The following is a 17,334-nucleotide window of genomic DNA, read 5'->3' on the forward strand; positions in this document are numbered from 1 at the left end:
TTGACTTGTCAAGGCAACCACTGTCCAGTAAGATTCGCCGTCTTATTTTCAGGCGGCCCCTGAGGCTATAACGAATGAAAACTTATACCGCGAAACCAGAAACTGTTAAGCGCGACTGGTTCGTCGTCGACGCTGCTGGCCTGACCCTGGGTCGTCTGGCTACCGAGATTGCTACCCGCCTGCGCGGCAAGCACAAGCCGGAATACACCCCGCACGTTGACACCGGCGACTACATCGTCGTCATCAACGCCGAGCAGGTTCGTGTCACTGGCGCCAAAGCTACCGACAAGATGTACTACCATCACTCGGGCTTCCCGGGCGGTATCAAGTCGATCAACTTCGAGAAGCTGATCGCCAAGGCTCCTGAGCGTGTTATCGAGACTGCCGTCAAAGGCATGCTGCCGAAGAACCCGCTGGGCCGCGACATGTACCGCAAGCTGAAAGTGTACAAGGGTGCCAACCACCCGCACACCGCTCAGCAGCCTCAAGAACTGAAGATTTAACGGGATAGCTCATTATGTCGGCGACTCAAAATTACGGCACTGGCCGTCGTAAGACCGCTACCGCTCGCGTCTTCCTGCGTCCGGGTACTGGCAAGATCTCCATCAACAACCGCTCCATCGAGCAGTTCTTCGGTCGTGAGACCGCTCGCATGGTTGTCCGTCAGCCGCTCGAGCTGACCGAGAACACCGAGAAGTTCGATATCTACGTAACCGTCGTCGGCGGTGGCGTAAGCGGTCAAGCTGGTGCGATCCGTCACGGTATCACCCGCGCTCTGATCGAGTACGACGAGACCCTGCGCAGCTCGCTGCGTAAAGCTGGCTACGTCACTCGCGACGCCCGCGAAGTTGAACGTAAGAAAGTCGGTCTGCGCAAAGCGCGTAAGCGTCCGCAGTACTCCAAGCGTTAATACGACGCTTCGAAAAAAACGCCCGGATCCTTTGGACTGGGCGTTTTTTTATGTCTTCAATAAGTTCGTGCGGCAAGGTGTCGCATCCGCGCAAGCCGCGCGGGGCAAGGGTTCCAGGGGTTGCGTAACAGGCTATTACCTTGTCATCACAAGGGCTTTTCTTTACCATTTGGCGAATTTTTTGCGCGGCTCGAATTTTTACTTAAAAGCCTGATTTGAACAGGCTTGAAGCTGATGGGAGACGACTGAATGAGTAATGACGGCGTGAATGCAGGCCGGCGTCGCTTCCTTGTCGCGGCCACCTCGGTGGTTGGTGCGGCAGGAGCGGTCGGAGCTGCGGTCCCGTTCGTGGGGTCATGGTTCCCCAGTGCCAAGGCGAAGGCCGCTGGCGCGCCGGTGAAGGTCAACGTAGGGAAGATCGAGCCGGGCCAGCAGGTGATCGCTGAGTGGCGCGGCAAGCCCGTATTCCTGGTGCACCGCACCAAGGAAATGCTGGACGCGCTGCCGACCCTCGACGGGCAACTGGCCGACCCCGAGTCGAAGGCTTCGGACCAGCCGGCCTACGTCGATCCCAAGGTGCGCTCGATCAAGCCTGAACTGGCTGTGATCGTCGGCATCTGCACCCACCTGGGCTGCTCGCCGACCTTCCGCCCGGAAGTCGCTCCCGCAGACCTCGGTCCGGATTGGAAAGGTGGCTACTTCTGCCCGTGCCACGGCTCCCATTACGACCTCGCCGGCCGCGTTTACAAGGGACAGCCCGCGCCCCTGAACCTGCCGATTCCGCCTTATTCGCTTGATGGTGACGAGCTGACCATCGGTGTGGACCAGGAGAAAGCCTGATGAACAAGTTCATGGCTTGGGTCGATGCCCGCTTCCCCGCGACCAAGATGTGGGAAGACCATCTGAGCAAGTACTACGCCCCGAAGAACTTCAACTTCTGGTACTTCTTCGGCTCCCTCGCGCTGCTCGTCCTGGTTAACCAGATCCTCACCGGTATCTGGCTGACCATGAGCTTCACCCCGTCGGCCGAAGAAGCTTTCGCGTCCGTCGAGTACATCATGCGAGATGTAGATTACGGCTGGATTATCCGCTACATGCACTCCACCGGTGCATCGGCGTTCTTCGTGGTCGTCTACCTGCACATGTTCCGTGGCCTGCTGTACGGTTCGTACCAGAAGCCCCGCGAGCTGGTGTGGATCTTCGGCATGCTGATCTACCTCGCCCTGATGGCCGAGGCCTTCATGGGCTACCTGCTGCCCTGGGGCCAGATGTCCTACTGGGGTGCCCAGGTGATCATCTCGCTGTTCGGCGCGATTCCGGTCGTCGGCGAAGACCTGGCCCAGTGGATCCGTGGTGACTTCCTGATCTCCGGTATCACCCTGAACCGCTTCTTCGCCCTGCACGTGATCGCGCTGCCGATCGTCCTGCTCGGCCTGGTCGTGCTGCACATCCTGGCGCTGCACGAAGTCGGCTCGAACAACCCCGACGGCGTGGACATCAAGAAGAAGAAGGACGAGAACGGCATCCCGCTGGATGGCATCCCGTTCCACCCGTACTACACCGTGAAAGACATCGTCGGTGTCGTGGTCTTCCTGTTCGTCTTCTGCACCGTGATCTTCTTCTTCCCGGAAATGGGCGGTTTCTTCCTCGAGAAGCCCAACTTCGAGATGGCGAACCAGTTCAAGACCCCCGAGCACATCGCTCCGGTGTGGTACTTCACTCCGTTCTACGCCATCCTGCGCGCCGTTCCGGACAAGCTGATGGGTGTCATCGCCATGGGCGCCGCCATCGCCGTGCTGTTCGTGCTGCCGTGGCTCGACCGTAGCCCGGTTCGCTCGATCCGCTACAAGGGCTGGCTGAGCAAGATCTGGCTGGTGATCTTCGCGGTTTCCTTCGTGATCCTTGGCTACTACGGCTCGCAAGCGCCGTCGCCGCTGGGCACCACGCTGTCCCGCCTGTGCACCATTCTGTATTTCGCCTTCTTCATCCTGATGCCGTTCTACACCCGGATGGAGAAAACCAAACCGGTTCCGGAAAGGGTGACTGGCTGATGAAAAAGCAATTCGCTGCATTTGTTCTGGCTCTGCTGCCTGTCTTCGGCTTCGCCGCCGAAGGCCATGGCCCGGCCCTGGACAAGGTCGATATCGACCTGACCGACAAGGCCGCCATGCAGGATGGCGCGCGTACCTTCGCCAACTACTGCATGGGCTGCCACAGCGCCAAGTTCCAGCGTTATGAGCGTGTTGGCCGTGATCTGGGTATCCCGGAAGAGCTGATGATGAGCCACCTGGTGTTCACCGGTGCGAAGATCGGCGACCACATGGACATCGGCATGAAGCCGGCCGACGCCAAGGCATGGTTCGGTGCTGCGCCGCCGGACCTGACTCTGGTGGCCCGCGTTCGTGGTGCTGACTGGCTGTACACCTACCTGCGTTCGTTCTACGAAGATCCCAAGCGTCCGTGGGGCGTGAACAACAAGATCTTCCCGAACGTCGGCATGCCGAACGTGCTGGTGAGCCTGCAGGGTCGCCAGGTCGTCGGTTGCAAGCAGGTTCAGGTCGTCGAGGATGGCAAGAAGCAGTACGATCCTCTGACCGGTACCCCGCTGACCCACGAAGCCTGCGACCAGCTGACCATCGTGCCGAAATCCGGCCAGCTGACCGAAGCTCAGTTCGACGAGAAGGTGAAGAACCTGGTGACCTTCCTGGCTTATTCGGCTGACCCGAACAAGCTGGATTCTCACCGCATCGGCACCTACGTTCTGCTGTTCCTGGCCTTCTTCTTCGTATTCGCCTACCTGCTCAAGCGTGAATACTGGAAGGACGTGCACTAAGCACCACCCGTCGTAGTAACAAGCGCGCGCCCTACGGGGCGCGCGTGCGTTTTTCTACCTCCCACAAGAAGATCCTGCGAGGAGGCGCGCGGCATGGCCGCAATCAACAAGCTCACCTGTTTCTCCGACCCTTCCTGCCACTACAGCCATCGCGTGCGCCTGGTGCTGGCCGAGAAGAGCGTCGTCGCCGACATCATTGACGTACCTGTCGGCAACATCCCGGCCAAACTCGCCGAAGTGAATCCCTATGGCAGCCTGCCGACCCTGGTGGATCGTGATCTTGCGCTCTACGAGTCGACGGTGGTCATGGAGTACCTCGATGAACGTTATCCACACCCGCCGCTGCTTCCGGTCTATCCGGTAGCCCGCGCCAACAGCCGCCTGCTGATGCATCGCATCCAGCGCGACTGGTGCAGCCTGGTGGATCGTATCCTCGATACCCGCCGCAAGGACGCCGAACGAGCCTTGGCGCGCAAGGAGTTGCGTGAGAGCCTGACCGGAGTGTCGCCGCTGTTCGCCGACAAGGCGTTCTTCCTCAGTGACGAGCTGAGCCTGGTGGATTGCTGCCTGCTGCCGATCCTCTGGCGCCTGCCGATCCTGGGCATTGAGCTTCCGCGGCCGGCGAAGCCTCTGCTGGATTACATGGAGCGGCAGTTTGCGCGGGAAACTTTCCGTGCGAGCCTGTCCTCTATCGAACGTGATATGCGCTAAGGAGCCTGATGATGAACTCCAGTCGTCCCTACCTCGTGCGAGCCCTCTATGAGTGGATCGTCGACAACGGCTGCACGCCGCATATCCTGGTTAATTCCGAGTACCCGGGTGTGCGGGTTCCGCCGGGTTATGCCAGCGACGGCCAGATCGTGCTCAACGTCTCTCCGACCGCGGTGCGCCACCTGCAGATGGACAACGAGGCGGTCAGCTTCGAAGGTCGCTTCGGTGGCGTCGCCCAGAGCCTCTATGTCCCGTCCCAGGCCGTGATGGCCATCTACGCGCGGGAGAACGGCCAGGGCATGGTCTTCGACCTGGAGCCGCCGGTGCCCACCGATGACGAGGATCTGCCCGATGACGGCCCCTCCGACGAGCCGCCGCGTCCCAGTGGCCGGCCGAGCCTCAAGGTGGTGAAGTAATAAAAAAGGCGACCCGAGGGTCGCCTTTTTCATGCCTGCGGTCGAGTGATCAGTCGATGTACTCGAACAGGCGGACGATCTTCTGTACGCCGTCCACGCCCTGCACCACCTGGGTGGCCAGGTCGCCTTCCTTGCGGGTCACCAGGCCCAGCATGTAGACGATGCCGTTCTCGGTCAGGACCTTGATGCGAGTGGAGGGAACGTTGGCGTCAGCGAGCATCTGGCTCTTGATCTTGGTGGTCAGCCAGGTGTCGTTGCTGCGGGCGGCCAGGGAGGAGGGCTGCAGGATCTGCAGCTCGTTGTGCACGGTCTTGACCTTCTGCACTTCCTTGGCGGCCTGTTCGGCCTTGTTCTTCAGGTCGGCGCGCGGGGTCTGGCCGGCCAGCAGTACCACGCCGTTGTAGCTGATCACCACGACGTGGGAATTGCGGTCGAGGTCCGCGTCGGCCTTGGCGACGTTCACTGCCACCTTGGTTTCGATCAGCGAGTCGTCGATCTTGCTGCCAAGGGTACGGGTACCCTTGTCATCGTCGATCGGCTTGTCGCGGGTGGCACTCACGAAGCTTGTGCAGCCACCCAGTGCCATGGTCACGGCCAGTGCGGCTGCGATCAGAGGGGTGCGGGTCATTCTTCACTCCCGAAAAGTTGACGGTCGATTAGGTCGCACAGGCAGTGGATGACCAGCAGGTGGACTTCCTGGATGCGTGCGGTGACCTTGGCCGGAACGCGGATCTCCACGTCTTCGGGCAGCAGCAACGATGCCATGTTGCCGCCGTCGCGGCCGGTCAGAGCTACGACAACCATTTCGCGATCATGTGCGGCCTGGATCGCCTGAATGACGTTCGCCGAGTTGCCGCTGGTGGAAATCGCCAGCAGCACGTCGCCCGGCTGGCCGAGGGCGCGGATCTGCTTGGAGAAGACTTCGTTGTAGCTGTAGTCGTTGGCGATCGAGGTGATGGTGGAGCTGTCGGTGGTCAGCGCGACCGCCGGCAGGCTCGGGCGCTCGCGCTCGAAGCGGTTCAGCAGTTCGGAGGAGAAGTGCTGAGCGTCGCCGGCGGAACCGCCGTTGCCGCAGGAGAGAATCTTGCCCTCGTTCAGCAGGGCGTTGACCATGACCATGCTGGCCTGCTCGATATGCGGGATGAGCACCTCGGTGGCCTGTTGCTTGGTCTCGATGCTGGCATGGAAGAGCTGGCGGATACGGGATTGCATGTCCATCAGGTGTGACCTTTCGTCGGGCGTCTGATCAGGTGTCAAAAGCGTTGGGAATCCAGTTCAAGTGCCCTGCGGAGCCTGGGCCGCGCGCGTCGATGGCGACGATGTCGAACCGGCAGGGATGACTGCTCCAGCGGGCGTTCTGTTGCAGGAAGAGTTCAGCGGAGATGGCCAGGCGCTGTTGCTTGCGCCAGTCCACGCTCTCCAGCGCTCCTCCCCAGGCGGAATGCCGGCGGGAGCGAACTTCGACGAATACTACTGTATCGCCGTCCAGCATGACCAGATCAAGCTCGCCTCGGCGGCACGTCCAGTTCTGCGCCAGGAGGCGCAATCCATACTGTTCCAGGTGGGCCAGGGCGGCGGCTTCGGCCAGCCGCCCGGCCTTCTGGGTAGGGCTGTTGCCGATCAAATACCGCTGTTCTCCAGCGGCTGGACCTGGCCATTCTTGAACTCGGCCCACGGCAGGCGGCGCTCGACGCGCTGGCTGGCGCTGACACTCAGGGTGCCGGTCAGGCCGTCAACCTGCATGCTCGGCACCGCCTTCAGTTCCGGCAGGCGCGGGGCCAGTTGGTAGGCGTCGGCACCCATGGCGTAAAGGCGGCCGAGACTGCCGTTGGCGGCCGGCCACTGCGCGGCGACCTGTTGGCGCAGGGCGTTGTTCGGGTTCAACAGCCACGGGGTCTCGCAGAAGCGGATGCCGTTCAGGTCCTGGTCCTGCGCCGGGTTGTTTACGCCGGTGTACAGGTTGGAGGTGGCGTAGACGGGCAGGTCGCCAGCGTACTGGAATGCCAGGGTCGGCTTGATCTGGCGGGCCTGCTGCGGGGTGGCGGCGAGGAAAATGAAGTCGATGTCCTGGCGGCGCGACGGCTGGGTGTCGACGCTGCTGTCGAGCACGCCCTGCAGGCGCTTGGCGCGGCCTTCGCTCTGGCGCAGTTGCAGCAGGTCGGCGATCTGGCGGGCCAGCTCAACCGGCTGGTCGACGTGCTCGGCGGCGATCAGGGTGCCGCCGGCGGCTTGCCAGTTGCGGCTGAAGGAGGCGAGCACACGGTCGCCCCACTCGCCGCGCGGTACCAGGGCCACGGCGCGGCGCATGCCGTCGTTCCAGGCGCGGTTGGCGACTTCGCGGGCTTCGTCCTCGGCGGACAGGCCGAACTGGAAGAGCTGGGCCGGACCTTCCTGGTTGCCGTCGGCATAGTTCAGCGCCAGGGTGGTGATCGGCAGTTGCGGCTGGCTGCTCATCTGCTTGACCAGGTTCTTCTCCAGCGGGCCGACGACCAGTTGTACGCCATCGGCCTGCGCCTGGCGGTAGAACTCGTCCAGCGAGCGCACCTGGGTGCTGTCGTAGAGCTTGATCGCCGGCTGCGCCTGGCCGCTCTGCTGGGCCTGGTAATGGGCGGCGAGGAAGCCGTCCTGCAGGGCGCGGGCGACGGAGGCGAGCTGGCCCTGTTGCGGCAGCAGCAGGCCGATCTTGTTCAGCGGCTGGGCGGCCAGGGACTTCAGCTTGGTCAGGGCGTCAGGCAGTTGCTTGGCGGCCGGATGATCCGGGTTCTGCGCGACCCAGTTGTCGATGTTCGACTGTTGTTCCTTCAGAGTCGAGGAAGACTTGGTGATGCGTGCCAGCTCCAGCCAGCCATTCAGGTCACCTTCGTTGCTGCTGGCCTGCATCTGCTCCAGGGGCAGGCTGGACACCAGTTTCCAGATTTCCTCATGGTTGGCCTTGCTGGCTTCGGCGTTGAGCAGCGGGTCGATGAACACGCGCTCGCGGGCGGCGCTCAGGGTCTGGCCGTCGGCGGCCAGGGCCAGGGATTTGACCATGCCGGCGCGGGCCTGCAGGTCCACGGGCATTTCGCCCAGGCGCTGGAAGCTGGGGTTGTCGAAGGCCTTCAGGGCAGCCTTGGTCTTGTTGCGGGCCAGCTCGAGCTGGGCGCGCAGGGTGCTGGCGAAGACCTGCTGGGCAGGCTTCAGGCTGTCCATCGGAATCTGGTCGAGGATCTGCGTGGAGCGGCCGAGGTCCTTCTGCTTGTAGGCCAGGTCGGCAGCGGACAGGCGCAGGACGGCGGCTTCGTCCGGCTTGGCGGTGGAGGCCTGCTGCAGCAGCTGTTCGATGCTGGCGTCCGGGGTGCGCGGCAGTTCGCCGAGATTGGACGACGGGGAGGACGCACAGGCGGCGAGCATGCCGGCCAGGAACAGAGCGGATAGCGGACGCAGGCGAGCGATCATATCGGGCTTCTCGTGACGCATTCAAAGAGCTGCCGATTGTACCCAAGCGGCGAGGGTGACGCGATGGCGGCTGCCGGAATCGGGATACAATGCGGCTTTTTCAGATACTTCCGGCGAGGTTAGCGCGTGACCCTTGGCACTCTCTATGTGGTGGCCACTCCCATTGGCAACCTGGACGACATCAGCGCCCGGGCGCTGAAGGTGCTGGCCGACGTGGCCCTGATCGCGGCCGAAGACACCCGTCATTCCGTGCGCCTGCTGCAGCACTTCGGCATCCAGACGCCACTGGCGGCCTGCCACGAGCACAACGAGCGGGAGCAGGGTGGGCGCTTTCTCACCAAGCTGCAGGCTGGCGAGGACGTTGCGCTGATCTCCGATGCAGGCACGCCGCTGATTTCCGATCCGGGCTACCACCTGGTGCGCCAGGCGCGCGCAGCCGGCATCGCCGTGGTGCCGGTACCGGGGGCCTGTGCGCTGATTGCCGCGCTTTCCGCTGCTGGCCTGCCATCGGATCGTTTCGTCTTCGAAGGCTTCCTGCCCGCCAAGGTTACCGGTCGCCGCGGGCGTCTGGAGGCGCTGGTGGATGAGCCGCGCACCCTGATTTTCTACGAGGCGCCGCACCGGGTGCTGGAGTGCATCGAGGATATGGCGGCGATCTTTGGCGACGAACGGCCGGCGCTGCTGGCGCGCGAGCTGACCAAGACCTTCGAGACCCTGAAGGGGCTGCCGCTGGGCGAGTTGCGCGAGTTCGTGGCGTCCGACAGTAACCAGCAGCGGGGCGAATGCGTGCTGCTGGTGGCTGGAAAACCCGCGCCGGAAGGCGATGAGGCGGTGGACGCGCAGACTTTGCGGGTACTCGATCTGTTGCTGGCGGAGTTGCCGGTCAAGCGCGCTGCAGCGCTTGCCGCGGAGATCACCGGGGCACGCAAGAACCAGCTTTACCAGCTCGCACTGGAGCGGCAGGGCAAGGCTTGAGCTTGTCCTGAACGTCGTCAGCCGCTAATCTTGCGGACTGAGAGTCGATTGGACAGTCGCTGTTCCGTGGTGTTCCACCACGGGGTGGAGGAAAGTCCGGGCTCCACAGGGCAGAGTGCCAGGTAACGCCTGGGAGGCGCGAGCCTACGGAAAGTGCCACAGAAAATAACCGCCTAAGCGCGCAAGCGCCGGTAAGGGTGAAAAGGTGCGGTAAGAGCGCACCGCACGGCTGGCAACAGTTCGTGGCTAGGTAAACCCCACTCGGAGCAAGATCAAATAGGAACCCATTGGCGCGGCCCGCGTTGGGTTCGGGTAGATCGCTTGAGGCATGCAGTGATGTATGTCCCAGAGGAATGGCTGTCCTCGACAGAACCCGGCTTACAGATCGACTCTCACCACTTTTCCTCCACTTCTTCCCACATGACCATTTGTCGCTGACCGGAAGAAGTTACAAACTTAAGAAATCACTTTAAGTATGAAAGCCCAGTGTTTTGAAAACACTGGGCTTTTCTCTTTTCTGGCGCGTCAATTTCCCTCCCCGAGCCTCGCAAAAGCACGCTAAATCTCAGTCCTGTAAGGATTTTTCCCCTCTGGCTCGCCTTGACGGTGGGGAGCGCGGATTTCTATAGTGTGCGGAAGTGGTACGAAGTGGGTAAAAGTGGGATCAACAGGCATGGATAGCCAACCACAGGGGAAGCGCTGACGTGTTTCGCGGAGCTAACGCCATCAGTCTCGACGCCAAAGGGCGCCTCGCGATGCCGAGTCGGTATCGTGACGAGCTCGTTTCGCGTTGCAATGGCCAGCTCATCGTCACCATCGATGCCGTCGACACCTGCCTCACTGTCTATCCCCTCCCTGAATGGGAGCTCATCGAAGCCAAGCTGCGCGAACTGCCCTCGCTGCGTGAAGAAACGCGGCGCCTGCAGCGTTTGCTGATTGGCAATGCCGTTGACCTGGAGCTGGATGGCGCCGGGCGTTTTCTCATTCCGCCGCGCCTGCGCGAGTACGCCGGCCTGGACAAGAAAGCGATGCTGGTCGGCCAGCTGAACAAGTTCCAGTTGTGGGACGAAGACAAATGGAATGCGGTTGCCGAGGCCGATCTCGCAGCCATCAAAGAGCCCGGCGGTCTGCCGGATGAATTGCGCGACCTTATTCTGTGAGCCTGCCTGTGACCAGTACCTTCCAACACATCACCGTTCTGCTCGAGGAGGCCGTCGAAGCGCTGGCCCCCCTGGAGGGCGGCCGCTATGTGGACGGAACCTTCGGAAGGGGAGGGCACAGCCGGGCCTTGCTTGGGAGACTCGGCCCGGGCGGTCAACTGCTCGGGTTCGACAAGGATCCCCAGGCGATTGCGACGGGAAAAACACTGGCGGCCGAAGACGGCCGCTTCGTCATTGTGCAAAGGTCCTTCGCCGAGATGGCGGAAGAGTTCTCCGCGCGCGGCCTGCAGGGCAGCGTGAACGGCGTTCTGCTGGACCTTGGCGTGTCTTCGCCGCAGCTGGATGACCCCGAGCGGGGCTTCAGTTTCCTCAACGACGGCCCGCTGGACATGCGCATGAACCCGGACCAGGGCGTCAGCGCCGCGCAGTGGATCGCCACTGCCGCGGAAGACGAGATCGCTCGCGTGTTCAAGGATTACGGCGAAGAGCGTTTCGCCAAGCGTATGGCTCGCGCGATCGTGCAGCGCCGCGCGCAAGCGCCGTTCGAGCGCACTGCCGATCTGGCAGCGGTGATCACCGAGGCCAATCCGGCCTGGGAGAAGGGCAAGAACCCGGCTACCCGCGCCTTCCAGGGGCTGCGGATCTTCATCAACAACGAGCTGGGCGATCTGGAACGTGGCCTCGAGGCTGCGCTGGAAGGCCTGGCCGTGGGCGGTCGCCTGGTGGTGATCAGCTTCCATTCGCTGGAAGACCGCATCGTCAAACAGTTCATGCGCAAGCAGGTGAAGGGCGAGGCGGACAACCTGCCGCGCAATCTGCCGATCCAGGTCAAGCCCTTTGACCCGCGCCTGAAACTCATCGGCAAGCCGGTCTATGCCTCTGAGGCCGAACTCAAGGCCAACCCGCGCTCGCGCAGCGCGGTCATGCGCATCGCGGAGAAGCTCAGATGAGCCGGCTCTTCTCCAAGCGCCTGCCGACCGGCAGCTTCTTCATGTTGCTGCTGTTCATCGGCGTGCTGCTGTCGGCCATCTCTGTTTCCTATAGCGCGTACTGGAACCGCCAGTTGCTCAACTCGCTGTACACCGAGCTCAACATTCGCGACAAGGCGCAGGCCGAGTACGGCCGCCTGATTCTCGAGCAGAGCACCTGGACGGCGCATAGCCGCATCGAAGGCCTGGCAACCGACCAGTTGAAGATGCGTGTGCCTGATCCGACCGAAATCATCATGGTGGCACCATGAGAGATCTGGCCGGCGCTCGCTATCCCTGGCGCTTCCGCGTCGTCATCGCCCTGCTGCTGGCGATGGTGGCGGCGATCGCCTGGCGGATCGTCGACCTGCACGTCATCGACCATGATTTCCTCAAGGGCCAGGGTGATGCGCGCAGTGTGCGGCACATCACCATTCCCGCGCACCGTGGCCTGATTACCGACCGTAATGGCGAACCGCTGGCCGTGAGTACCCCGGTTGCCACGCTCTGGGCCAACCCCAAGGAGCTGGTGCTCGAGCGTGAAAAGTGGGGCTTCCTCGCTGACGCCCTTGGTCAGCCCAAGGCGGCGCTGTCCGAGCGCCTGGACGCGAACGCCGACAAGGAGTTCATCTATCTGGTCCGTGGCCTGACCCCGGAGCAGGGCGAGGCCGTGATGGCCCAGGTGAAGACCCATCGCATCCCCGGCGTCTATTCGGTTGAAGAATTCCGCCGCTTCTACCCGTCCGGCGAAGTCGCCGCGCAGGTGGTGGGCTTCACCGACGTCGACGACCGCGGCCGTGAAGGTGTGGAACTGGCCTTCGACAGCTGGCTGGCCGGCGTGCCGGGCAAGCGCCAGGTGCTCAAGGACCGCCGTGGCCATCTGATCCGCGATGTGCAGGTCACCCGCAACGCCAAGGCCGGCAAGACCCTGGCCCTGTCCATCGACCTGCGCCTGCAGTATCTCGCCAACCGCGAGCTGCGCAATGCGCTGGTGGAGAACGGCGCCAAGGCCGGCAGCCTGGTGATCCTCGACGTGAAGTCCGGCGAAGTGCTGGCCATGGCCAACCAGCCGACCTACAACCCGAACAACCGTCGCAACCTGCAGCCGGCGATGATGCGCAACCGCGCCATGATCGACGTGTTCGAGCCGGGTTCGACCATGAAGCCGTTCTCCATGAGTGCGGCGCTGGAAACCGGCCGCTGGAAACCCACCGACAAGGTCGAGGTCTACCCCGGCACGCTGCAGATCGGCCGCTACACCATTCGTGACGTGTCCCGTACCGAGGGGCCGGTGCTGGACCTGACCGGCATCCTGATCCGCTCCAGTAACGTGGGGATGAGCAAGGTCGCCTTCGATATCGGTGGTGAAGCCATCTACAGCCTGATGCAGAAGGTCGGTCTCGGCCAGGACACCGGCCTGGGCTTCCCCGGCGAGCGTGTCGGCAACCTGCCGAACTACCGGGAATGGCGCAAGGCAGAAACTGCGACCCTGTCCTACGGCTACGGCCTGTCCGTCACCGCTATCCAGCTCGCCCATGCCTATGCGGCGCTGGCCAACAATGGCCGCAGCGTTCCGCTGACCATGGTCCGTGCCGATCGTCCGGCCGAAGCCACCCAGGTCATCCCCGAGCCGGTCGCCAAGACCATGCAGGGCATGCTGCAACAAGTGATCGAAGCGCCGAACGGCGTGTACCGCGCCCAGGTGCCGGGTTACCACGTGGCCGGCAAGTCCGGTACCGCGCGCAAGACCGCGACCGGCGCCAAGGGCTACGCCGAGAATTCCTATCGCTCCCTGTTCGCCGGCTTCGCGCCAATGAACAACCCGCGCTACGTCGCCGTGGTGGTCATCGATGAACCCAGCAAGGCCGGCTACTTCGGTGGCCTGGTTTCCGCGCCGGTGTTCAGCAAGGTGATGTCCGGCACGCTGCGCCTGATGAACGTGCCGCCGGATAACCTGCCGGCGACCCCGCAGCAACAAGCTGATGCTGCGCCCGCTGCCAAAGGAGGGCGTGGCTGATGCCGATGAGCCTGAATCAACTGCTGCCGCAAGCCGAAAGTGGCGAACTGATCCGTGAGCTGACCCTGGACAGCCGCACCGTCAAGCCGGGCGACCTGTTCCTGGCTGTGCCGGGTGGCCGTCAGGATGGCCGCGGGCACATTGCCGCCGCGCTCACCCAGGGAGCGGCCGCTGTTGCCTATGAAGCAGAGGGTGCTGTAGACCTGCCACCCAGCGATGTGCCGATGATTGCCATCAAGGGCCTCGCCAAGCAGCTGTCCGCTATCGCCGGGCGCTTCTACGGCGAACCCAGCCGTGGCGTCGAACTGGTCGGCGTGACCGGCACCAACGGCAAGACCAGCGTCAGCCAACTGGTGGCCCAGGCGCTGGACCTGCTCGGCGAACGCTGCGGCATCGTCGGCACCCTCGGCACCGGTTTCTATGGCGCGCTGGAAAGCGGTCGCCACACCACGCCTGACCCGCTTGCCGTGCAGGCGACCCTGGCACGCCTGAAACAGGCTGGCGCCAAGGCCGTTGCCATGGAAGTGTCCTCCCACGGCCTGGAACAGGGCCGCGTTGCGGCGCTGGGCTTCGATGTGGCGGTGTTCACCAACCTGTCCCGCGACCATCTGGACTACCACGGCTCGATGGAAGCCTACGGCGCCGCCAAGGCCAAGCTGTTCGCCTGGCAAGGCCTGCGTTGCCGGGTTATCAACCTGGACGACGACTTCGGTCGCCAGCTGGCTGCCGAGTCCCAAGAATCCCGCCTGATGGGTTACAGCCTGAGCGACCCGTCGGCCTACATCTATTGCCGCGAAGCCACCTTCAGCGATGCCGGCGTGCAAGCGCAGATCGTCACCCCGCAGGGCGAAGGCCTGCTGCGCAGCTCGCTGCTGGGCAAGTTCAACCTGAGCAACCTGCTGGCCGTGGTCGGCGCGCTGCTGGGGCTGGACTACCCGCTGGGCGACGTGCTCAAGGTGCTGCCGCAGCTGGAAGGGCCGATCGGCCGCATGCAGCGCCTGGGCGGCGGTGAAAAACCGCTGGTCGTTGTGGACTACGCCCACACTCCGGACGCGCTGGAGAAAGTCCTGCTGGCCCTGCGTCCGCACGTACATGGCCAGCTGCTTTGCCTGTTCGGCTGCGGCGGCGACCGTGACAGCGGCAAGCGCCCGATCATGGCGCAGATCGCCGAACAGCATGCCGACCGCGTGCTGGTTACCGATGACAACCCGCGCACCGAGAAGAGCGAGGCGATCATCGCCGACATCCGTACCGGTTTCGCCAAGCCCGAAGCGGTCGAGTTCGTGCCCGGCCGCGGCGAAGCCATCGCTCGCCTGATCGCCGCTGCGGGCGTCGATGACGTCGTGCTGCTGGCCGGCAAGGGGCATGAGGATTACCAGGAGATCGACGGTGTTCGCCACCCGTTCTCCGATCTGGAACAAGCCGCCAAGGCGCTGGCTGCCTGGGAGGTGAAGCGTGCTTAAACCCCTTTCGCTCAACGAGGTCGCTGGTGCGCTGCAAGGCCGTGTGGTCGGCGCCGACACCAGCTTCGACGCCGTGAGCACCGACAGCCGCGCCATCGTGCCCGGCCAGCTGTTCATTGCCCTGACCGGTCCGCGTTTCGACGGCCACGACTACCTGGCTGACGTCGCCGCCAAGGGCGCGGTTGCTGCCCTGGTCGAGCGCGAAGTCGCCGGTGCGCCGCTGCCGCAACTGGTCGTGGCAGATACCCGTATCGCGCTGGGCCAGCTCGGCGCGCTGAACCGTGCTGCCTTTACCGGTCGCATCGCGGCTGTGACGGGCTCCAGCGGCAAGACCACCGTGAAGGAGATGCTTGCCAGCATCCTGCGGACCCAGGGCGAAGTCCTGGCGACCCGCGGCAACCTGAACAACGACCTCGGCGCACCGCTGACCCTGTTGCAGCTGGCACCTGAGCACAAGAGCGCAGTCATCGAGCTGGGCGCCAACCGTGTCGGCGAGATCGCCTACACCGTCGCGTTGACCCGCCCGCAGGTCGCCATCATCACCAACGCCGGCACCGCCCACGTGGGTGAGTTCGGCGGCCAGGACAAGATCGTCCTGGCCAAGGGAGAGATTCTCGAGGGGCTGGCTGCCGACGGCGTGGCCATCCTCAATCGCGACGACAAGGCCTTTGATACCTGGCAGGTCCGTGCTGCCGGTCGCCGTATCTCCAGTTTCGGCCTGCACGATGCGCGCGCCGAATTCCGCGCCAGCGATGTGAAGCGTGATGCTCGTGGTTGCCCGGGTTTCACCCTGCAGGGCCCGGCCGGCGAGGCTGCCGTCCAGCTGAATCTGCTGGGTGAGCACAACGTCACGAATGCGCTGGCCGCTGCCGCTGCCGCTCATGCCCTTGGCGTGCCGCTGGTCGGGATCGTTTCCGGCCTGCAGAACCTGCAGCCGGTCAAGGGTCGCGCCGTAGCCCAGCTGGCGACGAATGGCATGCGTGTGATCGACGACAGCTACAACGCCAACCCGGCTTCAATCTGCGCGGCGATTGATATACTCGCCGGCTTTTCCGGCCGGACCGTCCTGGTCCTCGGGGACATGGGCGAGCTGGGTGCCTGGGCGGAATCTTCCCACCGCGAAGTGGGAACCTACGCCATTGGCAAAGTCACCTCGCTCTATGCCGTCGGACCGTTGATGAGCCACGCCGTGCAGGCGTTCGGTTCCGCGGGCCGGCACTTCGCCGATCAGGCCAGCCTGATCAGCGCCCTGGCCGACGAAGCATCGACCACCACCATTCTGATCAAGGGTTCCCGCAGCGCGGCGATGGACAAGGTCGTCGCGGCGCTGTGTGGTTCCTCCGAGGAGATTCACTAAATGCTGCTGCTGCTCGCCGAGTACCTGCAACAGTTCTACAAGGGCTTCGGCGTCTTCCAGTACCTGACCCTGCGCGGCATCCTCAGCGTGCTGACCGCACTCGCCCTGTCGCTCTGGCTGGGCCCGTGGATGATCCGCACCCTGCAGGTCCGCCAGATCGGCCAGTCCGTGCGCAACGACGGTCCGCAATCGCACCTGTCCAAGAAAGGCACGCCGACCATGGGGGGCGCGCTGATTCTCACCGCCATCGCCATCAGCACGCTGCTGTGGTCCGACTGGTCGAACCGTTACGTCTGGGTCGTGCTGGCTGTGACCCTGCTGTTCGGCGCCATCGGTTGGGTGGATGACTACCGCAAGGTGATCGAGAAGAACTCCCGCGGCCTGCCGAGCCGCTGGAAGTATTTCTGGCAGTCGGTATTCGGCCTGGGCGCGGCGATCTTCCTCTATATGACTGCCGAGACGCCGGTCGAGACCACCCTGATCGTGCCGATGCTGAAAAACGTCGAGATCCCGCTGGGCATCTTCTTCGTGGTGCTGACCTACTTCGTGATCGTCGGCTCCAGCAACGCGGTGAACCTGACCGACGGCCTCGACGGCCTGGCGATCATGCCCACCGTGATGGTCGGCGGCGCGCTGGGGATATTCTGCTACCTGTCGGGCAACATCAAATTCGCCGAATACCTGTTCATCCCGAGCGTGCCGGGTGCGGGCGAACTGATCATCTTCTGCGGCGCCATCGTCGGCGCTGGGTTGGGCTTCCTCTGGTTCAACACCTATCCGGCCCAGGTCTTCATGGGTGACGTCGGCGCGCTGGCGCTGGGCGCCGCGCTGGGCACCATCGCCGTGATCGTCCGCCAGGAAATCGTGCTGTTCATCATGGGTGGCGTGTTCGTCATGGAAACCCTGTCGGTGGTGATCCAGGTCGCCTCCTTCAAGTTGACCGGCAAGCGGGTGTTCCGCATGGCGCCGATCCACCACCACTTCGAACTCAAAGGCTGGCCGGAGCCGCGCGTGATCGTGCGCTTCTGGATCATCACGGTGATTCTCGTGCTGATCGGCCTGGCTACGTTGAAACTGCGTTGAGGACTG

General features: G+C 63.6%; 19 protein-coding genes and 1 other RNA gene. 16 read left to right on the forward strand and 4 right to left on the reverse strand.

All coding sequences use genetic code 11. The annotated features are described in order from the left end of the window. The first annotated feature begins 74 nt into the window (after positions 1-74). From rplM to IB273_RS18545, 7 genes are all read left to right on the forward strand, one after another. Entirely contained in the window at positions 75-503 is a 429-nt protein-coding gene (gene rplM / locus IB273_RS18515; RefSeq protein ID WP_015475857.1) for a 50S ribosomal protein L13, read from the forward strand. Positions 504-517: 14 nt separating this feature from the next. Beyond that, positions 518-910: a 30S ribosomal protein S9 gene (gene rpsI, locus IB273_RS18520; RefSeq protein ID WP_015475858.1), complete on the forward strand. Its 393-nt coding sequence runs from the start codon at positions 518-520 to the stop codon at positions 908-910. Positions 911-1,159: 249 nt separating this feature from the next. Next, positions 1,160-1,750, forward strand: a complete 591-nt coding sequence (petA, locus tag IB273_RS18525; RefSeq protein ID WP_081517479.1) for a ubiquinol-cytochrome c reductase iron-sulfur subunit — start codon at positions 1,160-1,162, stop codon at positions 1,748-1,750. Beyond that, complete coding sequence (locus IB273_RS18530) at positions 1,750-2,961, forward strand: cytochrome b (RefSeq protein WP_045209611.1); 1,212 nt, start codon at positions 1,750-1,752, stop codon at positions 2,959-2,961. Before petA ends, IB273_RS18530 begins: the two co-directional genes overlap by 1 nt. Beyond that, positions 2,961-3,743 carry a cytochrome c1 gene (locus IB273_RS18535; protein ID WP_081517481.1) on the forward strand — a complete coding sequence of 261 codons (783 nt, stop codon included), beginning with the start codon at positions 2,961-2,963 and terminating at the stop codon, positions 3,741-3,743. The genes IB273_RS18530 and IB273_RS18535 overlap by 1 nt, the downstream gene beginning before the upstream one ends. Positions 3,744-3,836: 93 nt before the next feature. Continuing rightward, positions 3,837-4,454, forward strand: a complete 618-nt coding sequence (locus IB273_RS18540; RefSeq protein WP_081517482.1) for a glutathione S-transferase N-terminal domain-containing protein — start codon at positions 3,837-3,839, stop codon at positions 4,452-4,454. An 11-nt stretch (positions 4,455-4,465) separates the two neighbouring features. Beyond that, positions 4,466-4,870 carry a ClpXP protease specificity-enhancing factor gene (locus IB273_RS18545; protein WP_081517483.1) on the forward strand — a complete coding sequence of 135 codons (405 nt, stop codon included), beginning with the start codon at positions 4,466-4,468 and terminating at the stop codon, positions 4,868-4,870. Between the two features lie 49 nt (positions 4,871-4,919). Here IB273_RS18545 and IB273_RS18550 read toward each other — a convergent pair whose 3' ends face one another. From IB273_RS18550 to IB273_RS18565, 4 genes are read right to left on the reverse strand one after another with little or no spacing between them, the layout of a single operon-like run. After that, on the reverse strand, positions 4,920-5,498 hold the full coding sequence (locus tag IB273_RS18550; RefSeq protein WP_045209615.1) for a BON domain-containing protein: 579 nt from the start codon (positions 5,496-5,498) through the stop codon (positions 4,920-4,922). Further along, positions 5,495-6,088, reverse strand: coding sequence for a phosphoheptose isomerase (locus IB273_RS18555; RefSeq protein ID WP_017518113.1), 594 nt, complete (start codon positions 6,086-6,088; stop codon positions 5,495-5,497). The genes IB273_RS18550 and IB273_RS18555 overlap by 4 nt, the downstream gene beginning before the upstream one ends. Positions 6,089-6,116: 28 nt before the next feature. Continuing rightward, positions 6,117-6,494, reverse strand: coding sequence for a YraN family protein (locus IB273_RS18560; protein WP_192224729.1), 378 nt, complete (start codon positions 6,492-6,494; stop codon positions 6,117-6,119). Continuing rightward, positions 6,491-8,305, reverse strand: a complete 1,815-nt coding sequence (locus IB273_RS18565; RefSeq protein ID WP_192224730.1) for a penicillin-binding protein activator — start codon at positions 8,303-8,305, stop codon at positions 6,491-6,493. Before IB273_RS18565 ends, IB273_RS18560 begins: the two co-directional genes overlap by 4 nt. 126 nt (positions 8,306-8,431) lie before the next feature. Here IB273_RS18565 and rsmI point away from each other — a divergent pair, with 126 nt between their 5' ends. The 9 genes from rsmI (at position 8,432) to mraY (ending at position 17,328) form a co-directional block, all read left to right on the forward strand. Continuing rightward, positions 8,432-9,280: a 16S rRNA (cytidine(1402)-2'-O)-methyltransferase gene (gene rsmI / locus IB273_RS18570; protein ID WP_192224731.1), complete on the forward strand. Its 849-nt coding sequence runs from the start codon at positions 8,432-8,434 to the stop codon at positions 9,278-9,280. A gap of 40 nt (positions 9,281-9,320) precedes the next feature. Beyond that, positions 9,321-9,677: RNase P RNA component class A (rnpB, locus tag IB273_RS18575), an RNA gene on the forward strand. A 307-nt stretch (positions 9,678-9,984) separates the two neighbouring features. Next, positions 9,985-10,440 carry a division/cell wall cluster transcriptional repressor MraZ gene (mraZ, locus tag IB273_RS18580; protein ID WP_081517487.1) on the forward strand — a complete coding sequence of 152 codons (456 nt, stop codon included), beginning with the start codon at positions 9,985-9,987 and terminating at the stop codon, positions 10,438-10,440. A gap of 8 nt (positions 10,441-10,448) precedes the next feature. Beyond that, complete coding sequence (rsmH, locus tag IB273_RS18585; protein ID WP_139791527.1) at positions 10,449-11,390, forward strand: 16S rRNA (cytosine(1402)-N(4))-methyltransferase RsmH; 942 nt, start codon at positions 10,449-10,451, stop codon at positions 11,388-11,390. Next, positions 11,387-11,680 carry a cell division protein FtsL gene (gene ftsL / locus IB273_RS18590; protein ID WP_045209619.1) on the forward strand — a complete coding sequence of 98 codons (294 nt, stop codon included), beginning with the start codon at positions 11,387-11,389 and terminating at the stop codon, positions 11,678-11,680. Before rsmH ends, ftsL begins: the two co-directional genes overlap by 4 nt. Next, on the forward strand, positions 11,677-13,425 hold the full coding sequence (locus tag IB273_RS18595; RefSeq protein ID WP_081517488.1) for a peptidoglycan D,D-transpeptidase FtsI family protein: 1,749 nt from the start codon (positions 11,677-11,679) through the stop codon (positions 13,423-13,425). Before ftsL ends, IB273_RS18595 begins: the two co-directional genes overlap by 4 nt. Further along, a complete protein-coding gene (locus tag IB273_RS18600) occupies positions 13,425-14,888 on the forward strand; it encodes a UDP-N-acetylmuramoyl-L-alanyl-D-glutamate--2,6-diaminopimelate ligase (RefSeq protein ID WP_192224732.1) in 1,464 nt (487 codons plus the stop codon). Before IB273_RS18595 ends, IB273_RS18600 begins: the two co-directional genes overlap by 1 nt. Further along, entirely contained in the window at positions 14,881-16,245 is a 1,365-nt protein-coding gene (locus IB273_RS18605; RefSeq protein ID WP_192224733.1) for a UDP-N-acetylmuramoyl-tripeptide--D-alanyl-D-alanine ligase, read from the forward strand. The genes IB273_RS18600 and IB273_RS18605 overlap by 8 nt, the downstream gene beginning before the upstream one ends. Next, positions 16,246-17,328, forward strand: coding sequence for a phospho-N-acetylmuramoyl-pentapeptide-transferase (gene mraY, locus IB273_RS18610; protein ID WP_151189489.1), 1,083 nt, complete (start codon positions 16,246-16,248; stop codon positions 17,326-17,328). The last annotated feature ends 6 nt before the right edge of the window (positions 17,329-17,334 follow it).

It is taken from the genome of Pseudomonas sp. PDM19, from assembly GCF_014852215.1.
Taxonomy (GTDB): domain Bacteria; phylum Pseudomonadota; class Gammaproteobacteria; order Pseudomonadales; family Pseudomonadaceae; genus Pseudomonas.